This window comes from Caldimonas thermodepolymerans (genome assembly GCF_015476235.1).
Classification (GTDB): Bacteria; Pseudomonadota; Gammaproteobacteria; order Burkholderiales; family Burkholderiaceae_C; genus Caldimonas; species Caldimonas thermodepolymerans.
Window position 1 is genome coordinate 3,741,116 of record NZ_CP064338.1, and the last position, 20,641, is coordinate 3,761,756.

The 20,641-nt window shown below is 71.1% G+C and carries 18 protein-coding genes; 7 read left to right on the forward strand and 11 right to left on the reverse strand.

Going from position 1 to position 20,641, the window contains the following annotated elements; genetic code table 11:
* The first annotated feature begins 313 nt into the window (after positions 1–313).
* Complete coding sequence (locus IS481_RS17675) at positions 314–1,486, forward strand: porin (protein ID WP_165908747.1); 1,173 nt, start codon at positions 314–316, stop codon at positions 1,484–1,486.
* 100 nt (positions 1,487–1,586) lie between these two features.
* Here the strand turns inward: IS481_RS17675 and IS481_RS17680 are convergent, their stop codons facing one another.
* Positions 1,587–2,621 carry a DctP family TRAP transporter solute-binding subunit gene (locus IS481_RS17680; protein WP_170067487.1) on the reverse strand — a complete coding sequence of 345 codons (1,035 nt, stop codon included), beginning with the start codon at positions 2,619–2,621 and terminating at the stop codon, positions 1,587–1,589.
* Positions 2,622–2,823: 202 nt separating this feature from the next.
* On the opposite strand from IS481_RS17680, the gene IS481_RS17685 reads away from it, so the two are divergent.
* From IS481_RS17685 to dmpG, 4 genes are read left to right on the forward strand one after another with little or no spacing between them, the layout of a single operon-like run.
* Positions 2,824–4,359 carry an MmgE/PrpD family protein gene (locus tag IS481_RS17685; protein ID WP_104358679.1) on the forward strand — a complete coding sequence of 512 codons (1,536 nt, stop codon included), beginning with the start codon at positions 2,824–2,826 and terminating at the stop codon, positions 4,357–4,359.
* Between the two features lie 50 nt (positions 4,360–4,409).
* Positions 4,410–5,201 carry a 2-keto-4-pentenoate hydratase gene (gene mhpD, locus IS481_RS17690; RefSeq protein ID WP_194963315.1) on the forward strand — a complete coding sequence of 264 codons (792 nt, stop codon included), beginning with the start codon at positions 4,410–4,412 and terminating at the stop codon, positions 5,199–5,201.
* A 15-nt stretch (positions 5,202–5,216) separates the two neighbouring features.
* Entirely contained in the window at positions 5,217–6,161 is a 945-nt protein-coding gene (locus IS481_RS17695) for an acetaldehyde dehydrogenase (acetylating) (RefSeq protein ID WP_104358680.1), read from the forward strand.
* A gap of 17 nt (positions 6,162–6,178) precedes the next feature.
* Positions 6,179–7,213 (forward strand): 4-hydroxy-2-oxovalerate aldolase, encoded by a 1,035-nt coding sequence (dmpG, locus tag IS481_RS17700; protein WP_104358681.1) that lies wholly within the window; start codon positions 6,179–6,181, stop codon positions 7,211–7,213.
* A 129-nt stretch (positions 7,214–7,342) separates the two neighbouring features.
* Here dmpG and IS481_RS17705 read toward each other — a convergent pair whose 3' ends face one another.
* Positions 7,343–8,284, reverse strand: a complete 942-nt coding sequence (locus IS481_RS17705) for a LysR family transcriptional regulator (protein WP_104358682.1) — start codon at positions 8,282–8,284, stop codon at positions 7,343–7,345.
* Positions 8,285–8,419: 135 nt separating this feature from the next.
* Between IS481_RS17705 and IS481_RS17710 the strand changes: the two genes are divergently transcribed.
* On the forward strand, positions 8,420–9,937 hold the full coding sequence (locus IS481_RS17710) for a CoA-acylating methylmalonate-semialdehyde dehydrogenase (RefSeq protein WP_104358683.1): 1,518 nt from the start codon (positions 8,420–8,422) through the stop codon (positions 9,935–9,937).
* A gap of 94 nt (positions 9,938–10,031) precedes the next feature.
* Here IS481_RS17710 and IS481_RS17715 read toward each other — a convergent pair whose 3' ends face one another.
* Both IS481_RS17715 and IS481_RS17720 read right to left on the reverse strand, forming a co-directional pair.
* A complete protein-coding gene (locus IS481_RS17715; protein WP_104358684.1) occupies positions 10,032–11,021 on the reverse strand; it encodes a Bug family tripartite tricarboxylate transporter substrate binding protein in 990 nt (329 codons plus the stop codon).
* Positions 11,022–11,124: 103 nt separating this feature from the next.
* Positions 11,125–11,919, reverse strand: a complete 795-nt coding sequence (locus tag IS481_RS17720) for a response regulator transcription factor (RefSeq protein ID WP_114699341.1) — start codon at positions 11,917–11,919, stop codon at positions 11,125–11,127.
* A gap of 145 nt (positions 11,920–12,064) precedes the next feature.
* Here IS481_RS17720 and IS481_RS17725 point away from each other — a divergent pair, with 145 nt between their 5' ends.
* Positions 12,065–12,541 carry a DUF3237 domain-containing protein gene (locus IS481_RS17725; protein WP_104358686.1) on the forward strand — a complete coding sequence of 159 codons (477 nt, stop codon included), beginning with the start codon at positions 12,065–12,067 and terminating at the stop codon, positions 12,539–12,541.
* Here IS481_RS17725 and IS481_RS17730 read toward each other — a convergent pair.
* The 7 genes from IS481_RS17730 to mmsA form a co-directional block, all read right to left on the reverse strand.
* Positions 12,526–13,158, reverse strand: a complete 633-nt coding sequence (locus IS481_RS17730; RefSeq protein ID WP_104358687.1) for a 2-dehydro-3-deoxy-6-phosphogalactonate aldolase — start codon at positions 13,156–13,158, stop codon at positions 12,526–12,528. The genes IS481_RS17725 and IS481_RS17730 overlap by 16 nt on opposite strands.
* A complete protein-coding gene (locus IS481_RS17735; RefSeq protein ID WP_104358688.1) occupies positions 13,155–14,093 on the reverse strand; it encodes a 2-dehydro-3-deoxygalactonokinase in 939 nt (312 codons plus the stop codon). The genes IS481_RS17730 and IS481_RS17735 overlap by 4 nt, the downstream gene beginning before the upstream one ends.
* Positions 14,090–15,115, reverse strand: a complete 1,026-nt coding sequence (gene yjfF, locus IS481_RS17740) for a galactofuranose ABC transporter, permease protein YjfF (protein WP_104358689.1) — start codon at positions 15,113–15,115, stop codon at positions 14,090–14,092. The genes IS481_RS17735 and yjfF overlap by 4 nt, the downstream gene beginning before the upstream one ends.
* 210 nt (positions 15,116–15,325) lie before the next feature.
* A complete protein-coding gene (locus IS481_RS17745) occupies positions 15,326–16,390 on the reverse strand; it encodes an ABC transporter permease (RefSeq protein WP_232529366.1) in 1,065 nt (354 codons plus the stop codon).
* 2 nt (positions 16,391–16,392) lie between these two features.
* Positions 16,393–17,910 (reverse strand): sugar ABC transporter ATP-binding protein, encoded by a 1,518-nt coding sequence (locus IS481_RS17750; RefSeq protein WP_104358690.1) that lies wholly within the window; start codon positions 17,908–17,910, stop codon positions 16,393–16,395.
* Positions 17,907–19,109 (reverse strand): multiple monosaccharide ABC transporter permease, encoded by a 1,203-nt coding sequence (mmsB, locus tag IS481_RS17755; protein WP_104358691.1) that lies wholly within the window; start codon positions 19,107–19,109, stop codon positions 17,907–17,909. Before mmsB ends, IS481_RS17750 begins: the two co-directional genes overlap by 4 nt.
* Positions 19,102–20,625: a multiple monosaccharide ABC transporter ATP-binding protein gene (gene mmsA, locus IS481_RS17760; protein WP_104358707.1), complete on the reverse strand. Its 1,524-nt coding sequence runs from the start codon at positions 20,623–20,625 to the stop codon at positions 19,102–19,104. Before mmsA ends, mmsB begins: the two co-directional genes overlap by 8 nt.
* Between the last annotated feature and the right edge of the window lie 16 nt (positions 20,626–20,641).

The following is a 20,641-nucleotide window of genomic DNA, read 5'->3' on the forward strand; positions in this document are numbered from 1 at the left end:
GCCCGGGGCGCGGTTTCCTTTTGCCCATTGGCAGCGGCATCGCGATGCGTGCACGCCACGAGGCATCGTGCGACCGGTCACGCGTGATCGCGGCGCCGCGTGACACGCTGCGAGATATGCGGGGCCCGAATACTAGAAATCGCCCTTCTCGCCTTGCTGCACCTCAAGGCAGTCCACACACTCACGCTGCAACTGCGACGTGCCCCGTCGCAGTTGCGCCTACGAGCGACCCACACGATCGGCACGCACCGATCGGGACCGTGAGCCGGTTCGCACGGACCGCAGCTCAGACAAATACGACACGGAGACCGATTTGAAGTTCAAGAGTTTCAAGATCCTGGCCATTGCTGCGGCCTGCGCGGCGCCCGCCCTGGCTTCCGCCCAGTTCCAACTGGGCAGCGGGGTCGAGATGCGCATCTATGGTGTGGCCGACATCATGATGCAGCACTACCGCGCCGACGGCGACGGCGGCACGCACACCCGCTCGGTGGTGGACGCCGGTGGCCTGGGCAGCAGCCGTCTGGGCTTCCTGTTCACGAAGGAACTGGCCAACGGCATGAAGGCCGGGGTCCGCCTGGAAAGCGGCTTCAACACCGACAGCGGCCGCCTGGGCTCGACCGGTGGCTCCGCCGACCGTGTCTACAGCCGCCAGGCCTACGTCTCGCTGGCCGGCAGCTTCGGTGAAGTGCGCATGGGTCGCGTGCAGGGCCCGAGCTACCTGTACTCGCTGGACTTCGATCCGGCGCAGCTGGGCCCCTACGGCACGCAAGGCGCGCTGCTGATCCAGGGCTCCGGCACGCCCGGCACGCCGTCGCGCGCGCTCGACCCCAACGTCCCCGCGGGTTCGGTCGGCTTCATGATCAACCCGATCTCGCGCACCGACAACACCATCCACTACCTGTCGCCCAAGTTCGGCGGGTTCTCGCTCCAGGCCTCGCATTCGCCGTCGGAATCGGTGGCGGGTGCCAGCAGCATGACCAACGCCTACCTGCGCTACGAGACGGGTGACTGGGCGTTCGGCTACGCGATCCACCACCTGGGCAACAACCGCCGCGGCGGCGCCGTCAAGACCACCGACGTGCTGGAGCACTCGATCGGCGTGTTCACCAAGGTGATCAAGGGCACCGACCTGGGCCTGACCTTCAGCTACAAGGACAAGACCAACCAGGCGGTGGACGCCAACGGCGACGTCGCCATCTCCAAGGCCGAGAAGGCGCTGATCCTGAGCGGCGTGACCCGACTGACCGAGGTCGACCACCTGCTGTACACCATCGGCCAGTACTTCAGCCCGCTGGACGACGCCGATGCACGCAGCGCGGCGCTGTACTACCGCCACTACATCGACCCGACGTTCGCGGTGTTCGCCGGCATCAGCTACCTGACCCAGGACGACAACTCGCAGATCCGTCCGAGCCCGAGCGCTCCCCGGGTGCGCGCCGGTGGCGACGTCACGACGTTCTCGGTGGGCGTGAACTTCCGCTTCTGATCGCCCCGCAGCCCGGCGGCCCCGCCGCCGGGTGTTCCCCAAAAGCAGAAGAGCCGGCCGCTTGCGCGGACCGGCTCTTCGTCGTTCGGGCCTTGCGCTTTCAGCGGGCCTTCTGCTGGATGGCGTTGAGCTCCTGCTCGTACAGCGCCATCAGGCGCGCGTCGAACTTCGCTGCGTAGCGCTCGCGCACCGGGCGGGTCAGCGCCTCGAGCTTCTGGCGCTCGGCCTCGGGCAGTTCGGCGACCTTCATGCCCAGCTCCTGCAGCTTCGCGCGCACGCGCAGCGTGTCCTCGTGCACCCAGCGGCGCTGCAGCTGGCCCGCGTGCTGCGCGGCCTGGCGCAGCAGGTCCTGGTCGTCGGCGCTCAGCGACTGCCAGAACGGTGCACGCGCCACCAGCACGATCGCGGCATAGGCGTGGTTGGTGAGGGTCAGCCACTGCTGCACTTCATGGAACTTGCCGGCGATGATCTGCGCCTCGGTGTTGTCCTGGGCGTCGGCGCGGCCGGTCTTGAGCGCCTCGTAGACCGGCTTGAACAGCATCGGCACCGGCGTCGCGCCCAGCGCGCCGTAGACGTCCGAGAAGAACGGCTCGGGAATCACGCGGAACTTCAGGCCCTGGAAGGCCGCGGCGCTGTCCAGCGGCGCCTTCGACGAGGTCATCTGGCGCATGCCGCTTTCCCACCAGGCGGTGCCGACCAGGCCGTGCTCGGGCAGGCGGTTCAGCAGCGCGGTGCCGAAGCGGCCGTCCAGCAGCGCGTGCGCCTGGGCTTCATCCTTGAGCGTGAACGGGAAATCCAGCACGCCGAAGGCCGGCTCCAGCGGCGCCAGCCCCGTGACCGACACCAGCATCAGGTCGGGCACGCCCTCGCCACCACTGCGCAGCGCGGCCATCTGCTGGCCCGGCCCGCCGGGGATCGTGTCGGTGCGCACCTTCGCGCGCAGCCGCCCGCCGCTGAGCCGGGCCACGCGGTCCGCGAAGGCCTGCAGGCCGCGGCGCACCGGGTGCTCGGCCGGCAGGTAGGAGCGAAAATCCGCCACCTCGAACTCGCGCACGGCTGCCGGGCCGGCGGCCAGCGCCGGGCCGCCCGCCATCGCCAGCGCCACGGCCGCGAGCATCTTTCTTCTTTTGAGCATGCACATCTCCTTTGGTCTTGGGGCCGGCCATTCTGGGTGAGTGCCGCCCCCGCCACAACGCGCGTGCACACATGCCTGCTATGTGCTGCGCGAATAGCAGAAATGAGGCGCCTTGTCTTGTCCTGCCTTGCCGGGCTGTCCATAGTCTGCGGGCCCATCGGCACACCGCACGTCACACAGCAAAGACAACAGGAGTTCCCCCATGAAACTCGACCGGAGACAATTCACCCGCCTCGGCGCCTGCATGGCTGGCAGCTTCGCCCTCGGCCCGGGCTGGGTGCGCGCGCAAGCCGGTGCGGCCGCTCCTGCTCCCGCGCCTGCGGCCTCCGCGGCAGCGGCCGCGGCCATCGTGCGTGACGGCATGGCCGACCTGTCGGACTTCTGCGCCAACGTGAAGTTCGAGCACCTGCCCGCGCCCGTCGTCGCCGCGGCCAAGAACCAGATCCTCGACACGCTGGCCATCGCGGTGGCCGCGCGCCACGACCCCGCCATGAAGATCCTGCGCGAGTGGACGCAGGAAAGCGGCGGCCGCGCCGAAAGCCAGGTCTGGGGCAGCACGCTGCGCGTGCCGGCCGAGGCCGCCGCGCGCATCAACGCCTCGATGGGACATGCGCTCGAGTTCGACGACACCTACGAACCCTCGTTCATGCACGCCGCGGTCGTCACCGTGCCGGCGGTGCTGGCCGTGGCCGAACTGGTCGGTGGCGTCAGCGGCAAGGAACTGATCGCCGCCACCGCGGTGGGCACCGACATCGTGTGCCGCATGTCTCGTGCGGGCTCGCCCGGGGCCGACGGCTTCGTCGTCGGCTGGGACCCGACGCCGATGTACGGCTTCATCGGCTCGGCGATGGTCGCCGCGCGCCTGCTGGGCCTGCCGGCCGAACAGATCAACTCCGCCGCGGGCCTGGCGCTGCACCAGATCGCCGGCAACTCGCAGGGCAACCTGGACGGCGCGCACTCCAAGCGCCTGGGCCCCGGCTTCGCCAGCTACGGCGGCATCATCTCCGCGCGCCTGGTGCAGCGCGGCGTGGTCGGCGCCAAGCGCGTGCTGGAAGGTCCCAAGGGCCTGTACAAGCAGTACCATGGCGGCAACTACTCGCGCGAGCTGCTGCTCAATGGCCTGGGCGAGAAGTTCGCCAGCCCGGACATCGCGTTCAAGCCCTATCCCTCGTGCCGCGGCGGCCACGTCGCGGTCGATGCGGCGCTGGCGCTCAGGGCCGAGTACAAGCTGCGCGCGCAGGATGTCGAGCGCATCGAGATCCACTGCGGCCCGGGCGAGTACGGCCTGCTGAACGCCCCGCTGGAGCGCAAGCAGCGCCCCGGCTCGGTGGTGGACGCGCAGTTCAGCAACCCGTGGGTGGTCGCCGCCGCGCTGCTGGACGGCGACGTGAAGCTGGAACACTTCACGCCCGAGGCGCTCAAGCGCGCCGACCTGCTGGCCATCACGGCCCGCACCACCACCCACCTCGACCCGACGCTGGGCCGCCCGGGCGGTGGCCCCGGCGCCGCGCGCGTGGTGATGCAGCTGCGTGACGGCCGCCGCGTCGAGAAGCTCGTGCGCGTGGCCAAGGGCGACCCGAGCAACCCGATGTCGGCCGCCGAGTTCCAGAAAAAGTTCCAGGAATGCACCCAGGCCGCCGGCATGCAGGCCGCGCAGGCCGAGCGCCTGTACCAGCAGGTGCTGAACCTCGAGCAATTGAGTGACGCGAGGACGCTGGCCGCAACGCTGAGCTTCTGAGCGTCCGTGACCGCGGCCCCTTCGGGGGCCTGTGATTTCCGGAGACCTTGATGTTGACCCCCGAGCAACGCGAGCAGGCCGCCAGCCTGCTGCGCCAGGCCGCCCAGAGCGGCCAGCCCGTCGCGCCGCTGCGCGAACAGTTCCCCGCCCTCGACGCGGACGACGCCTACGCCATCCAGCGCATCAACCACGAGCGCCAGCAGGCCGCCGGCGCGCGCGTGGTCGGCGCCAAGATCGGCCTGACCTCGCCCGCCGTGCAGAAGCAGCTGGGCGTGGACCAGCCGGACTTCGGTCTGCTGTTCGAGGACATGGAGCGTCACGAAGGGCTGCCGATCCCGATGCAGGGCCTGCTGCAGCCCAAGATCGAGGCGGAAGTGGCCTTCGTGCTCGGCCGGGACATCACCACGGAACAGCCCACGCTGGTGGACGTGATGCGCGCCGTCGAGTTCGTGCTGCCGGCGCTGGAGATCGTCGACAGCCGCATCGCCGACTGGAACATCCGCTTCGTCGACACGGTGGCCGACAACGCCTCCTCGGCGGCCTACGTCATCGGCGGCACGCCGGTGAGCCTGACCGGCCTGAACCTGCGCGAGTGCAAGATGCGCCTGACCGCCGGCGACGAGGAAGCCTCGCGCGGCGCGGGCAGCGCCTGCCTGGGCCACCCGCTCAACGCGGTGGTGTGGCTGGCGCGCACGCTGGCGCAGAAGGGCACGCCGCTGCGTGCCGGCCAGCTGGTGCTGTCGGGCGCGCTGGGCCCGATGGTCAAGGTCACGCCCGGGACCACCTACCGGGCCGACATCGAAGGGCTGGGCTCGGTCAGCGCCAGCTTTGCCGATCAATAACTGGAAATCTGCTTCATGACCCGCAAACTCAAGGCTGCCATCGTCGGCAGCGGCAACATCGGCACGGATCTGATGATCAAGATCCTGCGCCACGGCAAGCACATCGAGTGCGCCGCCATGGTGGGCATCGACCCCAACTCCGACGGCCTGGCGCGCGCCGCGCGCCTGGGCGTGGCGACCACGCATGAAAGCGTCGAGGGCCTGACGCGCCTGCCGGTGTTCGGCGACATCGACATCGTGTTCGACGCCACCTCCGCGGGTGCGCACGTCAAGAACGACGCCTTCCTGCGCAGCAAGAAGCCGGGCATCCGCATGATCGACCTGACCCCGGCGGCCATCGGCCCGTACTGCATCCCGGTGGTCAACGGCGAGCAGCACCTGGACGCCGGCAACGTCAACATGGTCACCTGCGGCGGCCAGGCCACCATCCCGATGGTCGCGGCCGTCTCGCGCGTGGCCAAGGTGCACTACGCCGAGATCGTCGCCTCGATCTCCAGCAAGAGCGCCGGCCCGGGCACGCGCGCCAACATCGACGAGTTCACCGAGACCACCTCGCGCGCGATCGAGGTGGTGGGCGGCGCCACCAAGGGCAAGGCCATCATCATCCTGAACCCGGCCGAGCCGCCGCTGATCATGCGCGACACGGTCTACACGCTCAGCGACCTGGCCTCCGAGGAGGCGATTGCCGAGTCGGTCGAGAAGATGGTCGCGGCCGTGCAGGCCTATGTGCCCGGCTACCGCATGAAGCAGGCAGTGCAGTTCGACCGCGTCGAGGGCGTGCGCATCCCCGGCGTGGGCGACCGCATGTCCGGCCTGAAGACCTCCATCTTCCTGGAAGTCGAAGGCGCGGCGCACTACCTGCCCGCCTATGCCGGCAACCTCGACATCATGACCAGCGCGGCGCTGGCCACGGCCGAGCGCATGGCCGCCAAGATGCTGCAAGACGCCGTGGCGGCGTGATCCCCAGGAGCCCCGTGATGACCTTCTCCCCGGCCAAGAAAATCTACATCTCGGACGTGACGCTGCGCGACGGCAGCCACGCCATCCGCCACCAGTACAGCGTCGAGCAGGCCAAGCAGATCGCCCAGGCCCTGGACGAAGCCCGCGTGGACTCCATCGAGGTCGCGCACGGCGACGGCCTGCAGGGCTCGAGCTTCAACTACGGCTTCGGCGCGCACACCGACCTGGAATGGATCGAGGCGGTGGCCAGCGTCGTCAAGCACGCCAAGATCGCCACGCTGCTGCTGCCCGGCATCGGCACCGTGCACGACCTGAAGGCGGCCTACGAGGCCGGCGCGCGCGTCGTGCGCGTGGCCACGCACTGCACCGAGGCCGACATCTCGAAGCAGCACATCGAGTACGCCCGCGAGCTCGGCATGGAGGCCGTCGGCTTCCTGATGATGAGCCACATGACCACGCCGCAGGCGCTGGCCCAGCAGGCCAAGCTGATGGAAAGCTACGGCGCGACCTGCGTGTACGTGGTCGACTCCGGCGGCGCGCTGAACATGAACGACGTGCGCGACCGCTTCCGCGCGTTCAAGGACGTGCTCAAGCCCGAGACCCAGACCGGCATCCACGCGCACCACAACCTGAGCCTGGGCGTGGCCAACTCCATCGTCGCGGTGGAGGAAGGCTGCGACCGCGTCGACGCCAGCCTGGCGGGCATGGGCGCCGGTGCGGGCAACGCGCCGCTGGAGGTGTTCATCGCCGCGGCCGAGCGCATGGGCTGGAACCACGGCTGCGACCTGTACAAGCTGATGGACGCGGCCGACGACATCGTGCGCCCGCTGCAGGACCGTCCGGTGCGCGTGGACCGCGAGACCCTGGCGCTGGGCTATGCCGGCGTGTACTCGAGCTTCCTGCGCCACTCGGAAGTGGCCGCGAAGAAGTACGGCCTCAAGACCGTCGACATCCTGGTCGAACTGGGCAAGCGCCGCATGGTCGGCGGCCAGGAAGACATGATCGTCGACGTGGCCCTGGACCTGCTCAAGCGCAGCCAGCAGGCCGCCTGACGTTCCTTCCTTACCGGGCGCGTCCCGCGCGCCCGCGTCGAGGCCACGGCCGCCCCTGCGGCGGCGGTGGCCGCCTCCCTGCCCCGGGCCGGACGGCCCGCGCGCCCGCCTTCCGCTCCCCGGCCCGCCTCAGGGCGCAAACCCTGCCGCCAGCACCTCGCGCAGGTAGGCCACCAGCGCCTGCACCGCGCGCGGCACCACCGGGCTGTAGGGCCGGATCGCGTAGATGCGCTCGCCGAACGCGCCCACCGGCCGCCAGCCGGGCAGCACCGCCTGCAGCCGCCCGGCCCGCAACGCCGACTGGGCCGAGAAGTCCGGCAGCACCGCCAGCCCCAGCCCGTCGAGCACCGCCTCGCGCAGCACCTCGCTGTTGTTGGCCGAAAACGGCCCGCGCACCGGCACCGTCACGCGCCGGGCCTCGCCGCGCCGCGCGCCCTCGGCGACGAACGACCAGCTCGGCGCCTCGCCCGGGCGCAGGTAGGTCAGGCATTCGTGCTCGGCCAGCGCCTCGGGCGTCTGCGGCGCGCCGCGCCGGCGCAGGTAGGCGCGGCTGGCCACCAGCCACGAGCGGGTCTCGCACAGCACCCAGGCCACGTGCGTCTCGGGCGCGGCCGCGGTGTGGCGGATCGCCAGGTCGAAGCCCTCCTGCGCCAGCGGCACCAGGCGGTCGGCCAGGTCCAGCTCGACGCGCACCTCGGGATGGCGGCGCAGGAACTCGCCCAGCCGCGGCACGATCTGCTGCCGCCCCAGCGCCACCGGTGCGGTCACGCGCACCAGGCCGCGCGGCGCGCCGGCCATGTCCTTGACCCCGGCGAAGCTGCGCTCGATCTGCTCGTAGGCCTCGCGCGTGGCGTCGACCAGCTGCTGGCCCGCCTCGGTCAGCCGCACCGAGCGCGTCGTGCGCAGCACCAGCGGCACGCCCGCGGCGCGCTCCAGCTCGGCGATGCGCTGGCTCATCGCTGCCTTGGAAATGCCCAGGCGCTGCGCGGCGGCGGTGTAGCTGCCCTGGCGCGCCAGCACGCCCAGCGCGTGCACGTGCGCCCACAGGGCCTGGATGCGGGCATCCTGCATGGTTGTCTCCCGAAGACTGGCCTCATTGTTCATCAATCCAAACAATGAAGTCAGCATTGCGGGCTTGGAGCAGGGCCGGGGGCGGCCTAGACTGGACGGCGTTGCCTACCGAACCCGAGGACCAAGGAGACCGCCATGGGTGCACCCGAACCGAAGTTTTCCGCCACCGTGCAGCACTGGATCGCAGGACAGGCCACCGCCGGCACCGGCGGGCGCAGCCAGGACGTCTACAACCCCGCCACCGGCGCGGTGGCGCGCCAGGTGCTGCTGGGCTCGGTCGAGGACGTGCAGGCCGCCGTCGCCGCCGCCAAGGCCGCGCTGCCCGGATGGTCGAACACCCCGCCGATCCGCCGCGCGCGCGTGCTGAACAAGTTCCTCGAGCTGCTGAACACCCACCGCGACACGCTGGCCGCGATGATCACTGCCGAGCACGGCAAGGTGTTCACCGACGCGCAGGGCGAGGTCACCCGCGGCATCGAGATCGTCGAGTTCGCCTGCGGCATCCCGCAGCTGCTCAAGGGCGACTACACCGACCAGGTCTCCACCGGCATCGACAACTGGACCATGCGCCAGCCGCTCGGCGTGGTGGCCGGCATCACGCCGTTCAACTTTCCCTGCATGGTGCCGTGCTGGATGTTCCCGGTGGCGCTGGCCTGCGGCAACACCTTCGTGCTCAAGCCCAGCGAGCGCGACCCGAGCCCCTCGCTGTTCATGGCCGAGCTGCTCAAGCAGGCCGGCCTGCCTGACGGCGTGTTCAACGTCGTGCAGGGCGACAAGGTCGCGGTCGACGCGCTGCTGGAGCACCCGGACGTCAAGGCCGTCAGCTTCGTCGGCTCGACCCCGATCGCGCAGTACATCTACGAGCGCGGTGCCCACTTCGGCAAGCGCGTGCAGGCGCTGGGCGGCGCGAAGAACCACATGGTCGTGATGCCCGACGCCGACCTGGACCAGGCGGTCGACGCCCTGGTCGGCGCGGCCTACGGCTCGGCCGGCGAGCGCTGCATGGCGATCTCGGTGGCGGTGCTGGTCGGCGACGTGGCCGACCGAATCGTGCCCCGGCTCGCCGAGCGCGCCAGGGCGCTGAAGATCAGCAACGGCATGGAGCTCGACGCCGAGATGGGCCCGATCGTCACGAAGCAGGCGCTGGACCGCATCTGCGGCTACATCGAGGACGGCGTCAGGAGCGGCGCGACGCTGCTGGTCGACGGCCGCGGCTACCGCGTGCCCGGCCACGAGAACGGCTTCTGGCTGGGCGGCACGCTGTTCGACCACGTCACGCCCGAGATGCGCATCTACCGCGAGGAGATCTTCGGCCCGGTGCTGGCCTGCGTGCGCGTGAAGGACTTCGCCGAGGCGGTCGAGCTGGTCAACGCGCACGAGTACGGCAACGGCGTGGCCTGCTTCACCCGTGACGGCAACGTCGCACGCGAGTTCGCCCGCCGCATCGAGGTCGGCATGGTGGGCATCAACGTGCCGATCCCGGTGCCGATGGCCTGGCACGGCTTCGGCGGCTGGAAGCGCTCGCTGTTCGGCGACATGCACGCCTACGGCGAGGAAGGCGTGCGCTTCTACACCCGCCAGAAGTCGGTGATGCAGCGCTGGCCCGAGAGCACCCCGAAGGGCGCCGAGTTCGTGATGCCCACCGCCAAGTAAGGCGTGCCGGCGCAGGATGCGCGCCGGATCGCCTGTGCACGCATGCGCCCCTGCCCCGCCTGCGGGACAGGGGCGTCTTGCATCGCAGCGAGGCTCAGTCGCCCTTGAAGCCGGTGCGCCGCACGATCTCGGCCCAGCGCGGGGCCTCGGCGGCCACCATGCGGCGGGCCTCCTCGGTCGAGGTGCCGGTGACGCTGAAGCCGGCCTCGATCAGCTTCTGCTTGACGTCCGGCGACTGCACCGCGGCGACCAGCTGGCGCGCGAGCAGCTCGGCGATCGGCTGCGGCGTGCCGGTCGGCACGAAGAAGGCGAACCATGCCGACACGTCGATGCCCTGGATGCCGGCCTCGGTGAAGGTCGGCACGTCCGGCAGCTGCGGCACCCGGGCCGCGGCGGTGCTGGCCAGGGCGCGCATCGTGCCGCCCTTGACCTGGGCCGCGCCCAGCGCGGTCGAGACGAAGGCCGCCGCGACCTCGCCCTTGGCGATGGCCGACACCGCGTCGCCGGTGTTGCGGTAGTGCACCGCCTCGACCGGGAAATTGCCCGCCGCGCCCAGCAGCTCGGCCCCGAAGTGCCCGGGCGTGCCGGCGCCGAAGGTGCCGAAGTTGACCCGCTCCTTGCTGCCCTTGTGGGCGTTCATGAACTCGGCCAGCGTGCGGTGCGGCGAGTTCGCCGGCACCACCAGCAGGAAGTCCGAGCGCACCACCTCGGTCAGCACCTGCAGCTCGCGCAGCGGGTCGTAGGGCAGCTTGGAGAACGCGGGCGGCGCGATGCTGATCGAGCCGACCTCGGCCAGCAGCAGGCTGTAGCCGTCCGGCGGACTCTTGGCCACCGACTGCGTCGCGATCTGGCCACCCGCGCCGGCGCGGTTGTCCACCACCACCGACTGGCCGAGCAGCTCGGCGAGCTTCTGCCCGATCAGGCGGGCCACCACGTCCGGGCCGCTGCCCGGCGGGAACCCCACCGTCAGCTTCACCGGCCGTTCCGGATACTTCTGGGCGTAGGCGGCCCCCGGCCAGAGCAGCGACGACGCGGTCGCGCCCAGGGTGGCCGCCAGCAGCGCACGGCGTGTGCATGCGGGCATGCGTGTCTCCTCTCTCACGCCCCGTGGACCGGGGTCGATGCGCCACAGTGTGGCGCCGGCCCCGCCAGCGCCCTGTCAACCGAAAGGCTGACAGCGGACCGCATCAGCGCCGCGGCGGCGCGCCGAAGCGGGCGAACAGCTCGCTGCGGAAATGCAGCCCCAGCCGCTCGAAGGCGCGGGCACGGTAGGTCTTGACGGTGGCCACGCTCAGGCCCATGTCGGCCGCCACGCCGTCGTAGCTCCAGCCGCGCAGCAGGCGCTCGCACACGTCCAGCTCGCGCTGGGTGAGCGCCGGGCAGGCACGCGCCATCGCCTCGCGCGGATTCCACGGGGGCTGGCGCACCGACTCGACCAGCGCCAGGTGGCGCCGCACCGCGGCCAGCAGGCTGGTCGCCATCGTCGTGAAGGCGTCCAGCTCGTCACCCGAGAAACGCGGCTGGTGGGCATGCCGGTAGAGGTTGACCGCCAGCAGGGAGCCGTCGGCCTCGCGCCGCGCCACCGACAGCCGCTCGATCATGCGGTGGCGCCGGTAGATGCGCTCGCGGTGCTCCTCGTTGGGCGCGTCCTCGGCCCCCATGCGCAGCACGGCCGCGTGGCCGGGCGCGACCTGCCGCAGCGCGTCGAAGCTGCGGTCGCGCAGGTACAGGCCGTCGCGGTAGGCGCCGAAGCAGTCGCGCGTGGTGTCCGCCACGCCCAGGCTGGAGGACAGGTGCAGCACCGGCGGCCGGTCGTGCCAGACCTGGTAGACCGACCAGGACGCTGCGGGCAGCCCCCGGTTGAGCTCGCGCAGGCCGTGCTCGGCGAAGCCGTCCTCGCCGATGCCTTCGATCACGCCGGCCAGCGCCGCCTGCGGGGCGCCGGCTGGGGCCGAGGTGGTGGGCGTGGGCCAGATGTTCATCGCATGGCGGCAGCGCAGCGGCGTCATCCTTTCGGATGACGCGAAACGACGGGCACTGCGCCTATCGTGGCGCAGCAGGAGGTGCCCGATGTTGGCCCGAGCGCCGCGCCACCTCCATCCGGATAGACCAGAACCCCGCTGCCGCATGTCCGCCCCCACCCTGCCCCCGCCCCCGGTCCTGCTGCCGATGACCCACGTGGCCTGCGAGGTCGACGAGCTGGTCTCGCTCGGCCCCGCCCCCTACGGCGAGCGCCGCTTCGTGCCGCTGGGCGGCGGCACGGTGCGCGGGCCGGAGCTCAACGGCGAGATCGTCGCCGGCGGCGTGGACTGGCAGATCCAGCGTGCCGACGGCGTGCTGGACATCGCCGCGCACTACGTGATCCGCACCACCGACGGCGCGCTGGTCGAGGTGCGCAGCGAAGGCATGCGCCATGCCGACCCCGAGGTGATGCAGCTGCTGGCACGCGGCGAAGCGGTGCCGCGCGAGCGCTACTTCTTCCGCACCGTGATGCGCTTCCAGACCGGCGCGCCGCAATGGGCGCACCTGAACCGCACCATCGCGATCGCCAGCGGCGAGCGCCAGGCGCGCCGCGTGCTGCTGGACGTCTACCGGCTCACCTGAGCCGCCTGCCACGCCGCGACGAAGGCCTGCGCCCGCTCGCGCAGCCGCTGCAGCGTCTCGTCCGGCCGGAACAGCGCGCCGCCCACGCCGAAGCCGGTGGCCCCGGCCCGGCACCATGCCGCAATCGCCTCCGGCGTGATGCCGCCCACCGGCCACAGCGCGGTCCCGGGCGGCAGCACCGTGCGCAGCGCCGCCAGCCCGGCCGGGCCCAGCACCTCGGCCGGGAACAGCTTGAGCGCATGCGCGCCGGCCTTCAACGCCGCGAACGCCTCGCTGGCCGTGAACACGCCCGGCGCGACGAACATGCCCAGCTGGCGCGCGCGTGCGATCACCTCGGCATCGGTGTGGGGCATCACCACCAGGCGGCCGCCCGCGGCGTGCACCGCCTCGACCTGCGCCGTCTCCAGCACGGTGCCGGCACCGACCAGCACGCCCTCCCGCGCCCGCTGCACGATGGCTTCGATGCTCGCCAGTGCCCCGGGCCGGTTCAGCGGCACCTCCAGCGCCCGGAAACCTGCGTCGAACAGCACGTCGGCCACCTCGGGGGCCCGGGCGGGCGCGAGCCCGCGCAGGATGGCCACCAGCGGCAGGCCGGGCCCGTGCGGCGCTTCGTTCATGCCTGCGTCTCCATCGCGCGGGCCCCCAGTGCCCGCCAGGCGGCCACCTGCACCGCGTCGGCGTCCAGCGCGACCGCCTCCAGCCCCAGCACCTGCGCGCAGCGCAAGTGCAGCCGCGACAGCGCCGGGCAGCCGATCACGCACACCGCCGCATCGCGCGGCAAGCCGTGGGCGAGCGCCTCGTGCCACTCGGTGCCGAGCAGCAGCCCGCTGAGGTAGGCGCCCGCCTCCTCGCGCCGCAACCGCCCGGTGACCACCCGGGCGCGGCAGCCGAACAGCTCGCGGCTCAGGTCCCCGCGGCCCGCGGCGTGCACCCCCTGCGCGAACGCCTGCGCGTGCACCAGCGGATCGTCCGCCCGGCCGCCCGCTGCGGGCGGCATCAGCGAGGCCAGCGTGCCGTGGCGCGACAGCAGCGCGTACAGCTCGCCGCTCATGCAGGTGCGCAGCTGCACCACGCGGCCGTCGCGCAGCTGCACCCACTTGCTGTGCGTGCCCGGCAGCAAGTACCAGCCGTCGCGCGGCGCCCACGACCAGGCGCCGAGCAGCTGCGTCTCCTCGCCACGCATCACGTCGACCTCGTCGCCCTGCTGCCAGCAGCAGCCCGGCACGATGAACCAGCGCGCCGCCCCCGCGACCGGCACCAGCTGGCGCGCCCATGCGGTGACCGGCTGGCCGGCGTCGAGGTACGGCACCTCCTGCCAGCCGGTCGCGCTGCCCACCATGCCGGCCATCACGACGGTGCTGTCCGCCGGCGCCGACAGCCGCTGCAGCAGCTCGCGCAGCGACTCGGCGAACCGCGGCGCGCAGGCCAGCACGCCCTGGTCGTCGGCGTACCGGCCCGCCAGCTCGCCGCCCGCGAAATACCAGGCGCGCCGGTGGGTGGTGCCCCAGTCGATGCCGACCCAGTGCGCGCCCGCCGGCGCGGCGCCGCTCATGCCGAGGTCCTCCGGCCGGTCTCGAACAGGCGCTGCAGCAGGCAGAAGATGAACAGCAGCGCACCGATCACGATGCGCGTCCACCACGAGCTCAGCGAGCCGTCGAACATGATGAGCGTCTGGATCATGCCGAGGATGAGCACGCCGAACAGCGTGCCCAGCACGTAGCCGACGCCGCCGCTGAGCAGCGTGCCGCCGATCACCACGGCCGCGATCGCGTCCAGCTCCAGCCCCATGGCATGCAGGCCGTAGCCCGACTGCATGTAGAAGGTGAACACCACGCCCGCCAGCGCCGAACACAGGCCGCTCAGCGCATAGACCTGCACCGTGGTGCGCGCCACCGGCAGGCCCATCAGCATCGCCGAATGCGCGTTCCCGCCGATGGCGTAGACCGTGCGGCCGAACTGCGTGCCGTGCGCGACGAAGGCCGCCACCGCCACGACCGCCAGCGCCAGCAGGGCGCTGAGCGACAGCGACGCCCCCCCGCCCCACACCGGCAGGCGCCACTGCCCCGCCCAGGCGTAGAACTCGTGCGTGATGCTGATCGAGTCGATGCTGATCAGGTAGCACAGCCCGCGCGCCAGGAACATGCCCGCCAGCGTGACGATGAACGGCTGCAGCCGGAAGCGCTCGATCAGCAGGCCCATCGTGGTGCCGAAGCCGGCACCGAGCACCAGCACCAGCGGGATCACGATCCCCGGAGGCCAGCCGTGCTGCTCCACCAGCGACGCCGAGATCATCGTCGCCAGCGCGATCACCGAGCCGACCGACAGGTCGATGCCGCCCGACAGGATCACGAAGGTCATGCCGACCGCGACGATGCACACGAAGGCGTTGTCGATCAGCAGGTTCAGGAACACCTGCGGCGAGAAGAAGCCGTCGTAGGCGATGGAACCGAAGGTGGCCATCGCGACGAACAGGGTGATCGTCGCGGCCACCGGGATGTGCTGCGGGGCCAGCCGCAGGCGCGGTGCGCGGGGGATGCGCACCTCGGTGCTCGCTTGCGTGGGGAGGGCGCTCATGGGGAGATGCTCATGCCTCATGGCTGCGGTGTTTGGCCGAGACGAGGGTGTCGGCCTTGTGAGCTGAGGGGGAAAGTTGCCCCGGCGCGAGTGAGGCGGCTCTTTGTGCCGTGCTGGGGATGTCGCCCCGCAGGGGCGAACCCCCAGTGGCCGGCCCGAAAGCCGCCTCGCTCCCGCAGGGGCGACCACCGGAAAACCCCAGAGGCCCCTTCAACACGGCCACCCCTCCACCGGCTCCCGCGGCGGCCTCACCGCGATGCGCCGCAGCAGCGCCCGGAACTCCGCCGACTGCAGCAGCATCACCGCGAACACCACCGCCGCCTTCACCACCAGGTTCACTTCCGGCGGCACCCCGATCGAATAGATCGTCGAGGTCAGCGTCTGGATGATCAGCGCCCCGATCACGCTGCCCGCGAGGCTGAAGCGCCCGCCGGTCAGCAGCGTCCCGCCGAGGGTCACGGCCAGGATGGCGTCCAGCTCCAGCAGCAGCCCGGCGTTGTTGCCGTCGGCGCTCTTCACGTTGGAGCTGATCAGCAGCCCGGCCATCGCCGCGGTCACCCCGCAGAAGACGTACGCGCCGACGGTGATCAGCCGGGCGCGCACGCCCGCCACGCGCGCGGCCTGCGGGTTGATGCCGATGGCCTGGATGAACAGCCCGAGCGCGGTGCGCGTGAGCAGCAGGTGCAGCGCGCCCCACACGGCTGCGGCGACGAACAGCGCGAAGGGCAGGCCCAGCAAGAAGCCGCTGCCGATGAAGAAGTACGGCGCGTAGTAGATCGTGATGATCTGGCCGTTGGTCAGCAGCTGCGCGATGCCGCGCCCGGCCACCATCAGGATCAGCGTCGCGATGATGGGCTGCATGCCGACCTTGGCCACCAGCACGCCGTTCCACAGGCCCGCCACCGCCCCGACGGCCAGTGCACCGGCGATCGCGGCCCACATCGGGAAACGACTCACGTGGGTGGGCACGCCGTCGACGATGACCAGCTGCCCGCCGATCATCAGCGCGGCCACCGCGGCGCTGATCGCCACCGTCGCGCCGACCGAGATGTCGATGCCGCGCGTGGCGATCACCAGCGTCATGCCCAGCGACACCAGCATCAGCGGCGCCGCCCGGTTCAGGATGTCGACCAGGCTGCCGTAGAGGTGGCCGTCGCGCCACTGCAGCCGCAGGAAGCCGGGGTTGATCACGGCATTGACGAGCAGCAGCAGCGTCAGCGTCACCAGCGGCCAGAACAGTCGGTGGGCGGTGGCCCGATTCAGCAGTTCACGCACGGTCAGGCTCCCGCGGCGATCAGGTCGCAGATCTGCGCCTCGCTGGTGCCGGCCGGCAGCTCGCCCACCTTGCGGCGGTCACGCAGCACGACGACGCGGTCGGACAGGCGCACCACCTCGTCCAGCTCGGACGAGATGAACAGCACTGCCATGCCCTCCTCGGCCAGCCGCAGGATCTCGCCCATGATCTCCTGCTTGGCCGCCACGTCGATGCCGCGCGTCGGCTCGTCGAGGATCAGCAAGGCCGGCTGCGTGGCCAGCCAGCGCGCCAGCAGGGCCTTCTGCTGGTTGCCGCCGGACAGCTGCGCGATCGGTGTCTCGGCATCGGCGGTGCGGATGCCCAGCGCCCGGATGTAGCGTTCGGCCAGCTCCTGCTGGCGCCGCCGGCTCAGCGTGCGGCGCAGGCCCATGCGCGCCTGCAGCGCCAGGGCGATGTTCTCGCGCACCGACAGCTCGCCGACGATGCCTTCGCTCTTGCGGTCCTCCGGGCACAGGCCGAGGCCGTGACGGACGGCCTGGGCCGGGTGGTCGAACGAGACGACCCGCCCGCCCAGCCGCAGCTCGCCGGCATCGGCCGCGTCCAGCCCGAACAGCAGGCGTGCCAGTTCGGTGCGGCCGGCACCGAGCAGCCCGGCCAGGCCTACCACCTCGCCGCGGCGCAGCTGCAGGTCGACCGGGTGCAGCTGCCCCTTGCGTCCCAGCCCGCGGGCCTCGAGCAGCACGCCGCCTTCGGGGGCGGCCGCCGGCGAGCGGCGCAGCGCCTGCGCCGCCGGGGCCAGCTCGCGCCCCACCATCGCGGTGACCAGCGCGCCGCGGTCCAGCTCGCTCGCGGCGTATTCGCCGACATGGCGCCCGTTGCGCAGCACGGTGATGCGGTCGGAGATCGCGTACACCTCGTCGAGGAAGTGCGTGACGAACAGGATCGCCAGGCCCTCGTCGCGCAGCCGCCGCAGCACGTCGAACAGGCGCTGCACCTCGCTCTCGTCGAGGCTGGACGTGGGCTCGTCGAGCACCAGCACCTGGGCCTGCACGCTCAGCGCGCGGGCGATGGCCACCATCTGCTGGACGGCCACCGGGTAACCCGAGAGCAGCCGGGTCACGTCGACGTGCAGGTCCAGCCGCGCCAGCAGCGCCTCGGCCTCGCGGTGCATGCGCTTCCAGTCGATGCGCCAGCCGCCCTGCCAGCCCTTGCGCGGGTAGCGGCCGGCGAAGATGTTCTCGGCCACCGAGAGGTTGGGGCACAGGTTCACCTCCTGGTAGACCGTGCTGATGCCCAGGCGCTGCGCCTCCTGCGGCGAGGCGGGGCGGATCTCGCGCCCGGCCAGCGTCACCGTGCCGGCGTCGGGCGGGTACACGCCGGTCAGCACCTTGATCAGCGTGGACTTGCCCGCGCCGTTCTGCCCCATCAGCGCATGCACCTCGCCGGCACGCAGGCGCAGGCTCACGTCCTGCAGCGCCTGCACGCCGGTAAAGCGCTTGCAGATGCCGGTGAGTTCGAGCACGGGGGCGGCGGTGGTCATGACCTGTTCTTGTTGTAGACGTCCACGCACACCGCAGCCAGCAGCACCAGGCCCTTGATGACCTGCTGGTAGTCGATGCCGATGCCGAGGATGGACATGCCGTTGTTCATCACGCCCATCACGAAGGCGCCGATCACCGCGCCCATCACCTTGCCGACCCCGCCCGAGGCGGAGGCGCCGCCGATGAAGCAGGCCGCGATCACGTCGAGCTCGAAGCCGAGACCGGCCTTGGGCGTGGCGGTGTTGAGGCGGGCCGCGAACACCAGTCCGGCCAGCGCGGCGAGCACGCCCATGTTGACGAAGGCCAGGAAGGTGAGCCGCTCGGTCTTGATGCCCGACAGCCGCGCGGCCTTCTCGTTGCCGCCCAGCGCGTAGAAGCGCCGGCCCAGCGTGGTGCGCTGCGTGACGAAGTCGTAGGCCAGCATCAGCGCGAACATCACGATCAGCACGTTGGGCAGGCCGCGGTACGAGGCCATCAGGTAGCACAGGAACAGGATGGCGGCGGCGAACACCGCGGTCTTGGCCACGAAGAAGCCCCACGGCTCCTCCTCCATGCCGTGCTGCATGTGCACCCGGCGCTCGCGCAGCCGGCTCCACACCATCGCCGCGGCGACCAGCATGCCCAGCAGCAACGACCCGATGCGCAGGCTCTCGCCGCCGAACGGGTCGGGAATGAAGCCGGAGCTCAGGCGCTGGAAGGTCTCCGGGAAGGGGCCGAGCGACTGTCCCTGCAGCACCGCCAGCGCCAGTCCCTTGAACACCAGCATGCCGGCCAGCGTGACGATGAACGACGGGATGCGCAGGAAGGCGACGAAGCTGCCCTGGATGCCGCCGATGACGGCGCCGGCCAGCAGGCACAGCAGCGTGGCCGGCACGAAGTGCACGTCGTAGCGCACCATCAGCACCGCCGCGAGCGCGCCGATGAAGCCGCACACCGAACCCACCGACAGGTCGATGTGGCCGCAGACGATGACCAGCAGCATGCCCAGCGCCATGATGACGATGTAGCTGTTCTGCAGCACCAGGTTGGTCAGGTTCAGCGGCTGCATCAGCGTGCCGTCGGTCATGACCTGGAAGAAGATCATGATCAGCACCAGCGACAGCAGCATCCCGTACTCGCGTACGTTGTGCTTCAGGAAGCCGGCGTAGGACTTCGGCAGCGGCGCGGCGCTGCCTTCGGCAATCGCTTGCTCACTCATGGTCCGCCCTCATGATGGCGCGCATGATGGCCTCCTGCGAGGCCTCGGAACGGTCGAATTCGGCCACGAAGCGGCCCGCGTTCATCACGTAGATCCGGTCGCACATGCCCAGCAGCTCCGGCATGTCCGACGAGATCATCACGATGCACCGCCCTTCGGCGGCGAGGTCCGCCATGATGGAATAGATCTCGTACTTGGCGCCGACGTCGATGCCGCGCGTCGGCTCGTCGACGATCAGCACCTGCGGCCGGCCGAACAGCCACTTGGCCAGCACCACCTTCTGCTGGTTGCCGCCCGACAGGTTCACCACCTTCTGCGTGAGGCCGGCGCAGCGGATGTTCAGCCGGCGGCGGAACTCGCCGGCCACCGCCTGCTCGCGGGCCGGGTCGATCACGCCGCGCGTGGACACGCCGGCCAGGTGCGCAAGGCTCACGTTGCGGCGGATGTCGTCTTCCAGCACCAGGCCCAGGCCCTTGCGATCCTCGGTCACGTAGGCGATGCCCGCGTCGATGGCCTTGCGCACCGTGCTCACGTCCACCGGCTTGCCGTGCATCAGCACCTGCCCGCTGATGCGCTGGCCCCAGGAGCGGCCGAACACGCTCATCGCCAGCTCGGTGCGCCCGGCCCCCATCAGCCCGGCGATGCCGACGATCTCGCCGCGCCGCACGCTGAGGCTCACCCCCTTGACCACCTCGCGCCCGGCATGCACCGGGTGGTGCACGCGCCAGTCGCGCAGCTCGAACACCGTCTCGCCGATGGCCGGCGTGCGTGGCGGATAGCGGTCGGTCAGCGCACGTCCGACCATGTGGCGGATCACCACGTCCTCGCTGACCGGCACGCGTTGGCCCTCGTGCACGCAGTCCAGCGTCTGCACGGTGCTGCCGTCGCGCAGCACCGTGATCGCGTCGGCCACGCGCGAGATCTCGTGCAGCTTGTGCGAGATCAGGATGGAGGTGATGCCCTGCCGCTTGAACTCCAGCAGCAGCGACAGCAGGGCCTGGCTGTCGCTCTCGTTCAGGCTGGCGGTGGGCTCGTCCAGGATCAGCAGCCTGACCCGCTTGGCCAGCGCCTTGGCGATCTCGACCAGCTGCTGCTGGCCCACGCCCAGGTGCGTGACCAGCGTGCGCGGCGACTCCTTCAGCCCCACCTTGGCGAGCAGCTCCTGCGTGCGGCGGTAGGTGGCCACCTCGTCGATGACGCCCCGCCGGGCCTGCTCGTTGCCGAGGAAGATGTTCTCCGCGATCGACAGCGACGGCACCAGCGCCAGCTCCTGGTGGATGATGATGACGCCGGCGGCCTCGCTGTCGGCGATGCCGCTGAAGCGGCGCTCCTGGCCGTCGAAGACGATGCTGCCTTCATAGCTGCCGTACGGGTAGACGCCGCTGAGCACCTTCATCAGCGTCGACTTGCCGGCGCCGTTCTCCCCGACCAGCGCATGGATCTCGCCGGCGCGCACGCGCAGGTTGACGTTGTCCAGCGCCACCACGCCGGGAAAGGTCTTGCGGATGCCGCGCATCTCGAGGATGGGCGCG

Coding starts and splice junctions, on each gene's coding strand:
- IS481_RS17680 (WP_170067487.1), bottom strand. CDS start 2,621: ATGCTCAAAAGAAGAAAGATGCTCGCGGCCGTGGCGCTGGCGATGGCG.
- IS481_RS17685 (WP_104358679.1), top strand. CDS start 2,824: ATGAAACTCGACCGGAGACAATTCACCCGCCTCGGCGCCTGCATGGCT.
- mhpD (WP_194963315.1), top strand. CDS start 4,410: ATGTTGACCCCCGAGCAACGCGAGCAGGCCGCCAGCCTGCTGCGCCAG.
- IS481_RS17695 (WP_104358680.1), top strand. CDS start 5,217: ATGACCCGCAAACTCAAGGCTGCCATCGTCGGCAGCGGCAACATCGGC.
- dmpG (WP_104358681.1), top strand. CDS start 6,179: ATGACCTTCTCCCCGGCCAAGAAAATCTACATCTCGGACGTGACGCTG.
- IS481_RS17705 (WP_104358682.1), bottom strand. CDS start 8,284: ATGCAGGATGCCCGCATCCAGGCCCTGTGGGCGCACGTGCACGCGCTG.
- IS481_RS17710 (WP_104358683.1), top strand. CDS start 8,420: ATGGGTGCACCCGAACCGAAGTTTTCCGCCACCGTGCAGCACTGGATC.
- IS481_RS17715 (WP_104358684.1), bottom strand. CDS start 11,021: ATGCCCGCATGCACACGCCGTGCGCTGCTGGCGGCCACCCTGGGCGCG.
- IS481_RS17720 (WP_114699341.1), bottom strand. CDS start 11,919: ATGAACATCTGGCCCACGCCCACCACCTCGGCCCCAGCCGGCGCCCCG.
- IS481_RS17725 (WP_104358686.1), top strand. CDS start 12,065: ATGTCCGCCCCCACCCTGCCCCCGCCCCCGGTCCTGCTGCCGATGACC.
- IS481_RS17730 (WP_104358687.1), bottom strand. CDS start 13,158: ATGAACGAAGCGCCGCACGGGCCCGGCCTGCCGCTGGTGGCCATCCTG.
- IS481_RS17735 (WP_104358688.1), bottom strand. CDS start 14,093: ATGAGCGGCGCCGCGCCGGCGGGCGCGCACTGGGTCGGCATCGACTGG.
- yjfF (WP_104358689.1), bottom strand. CDS start 15,115: ATGAGCGCCCTCCCCACGCAAGCGAGCACCGAGGTGCGCATCCCCCGC.
- IS481_RS17750 (WP_104358690.1), bottom strand. CDS start 17,910: ATGACCACCGCCGCCCCCGTGCTCGAACTCACCGGCATCTGCAAGCGC.
- mmsB (WP_104358691.1), bottom strand. CDS start 19,109: ATGAGTGAGCAAGCGATTGCCGAAGGCAGCGCCGCGCCGCTGCCGAAG.
- mmsA (WP_104358707.1), bottom strand. CDS start 20,625: ATGCGCGGCATCCGCAAGACCTTTCCCGGCGTGGTGGCGCTGGACAAC.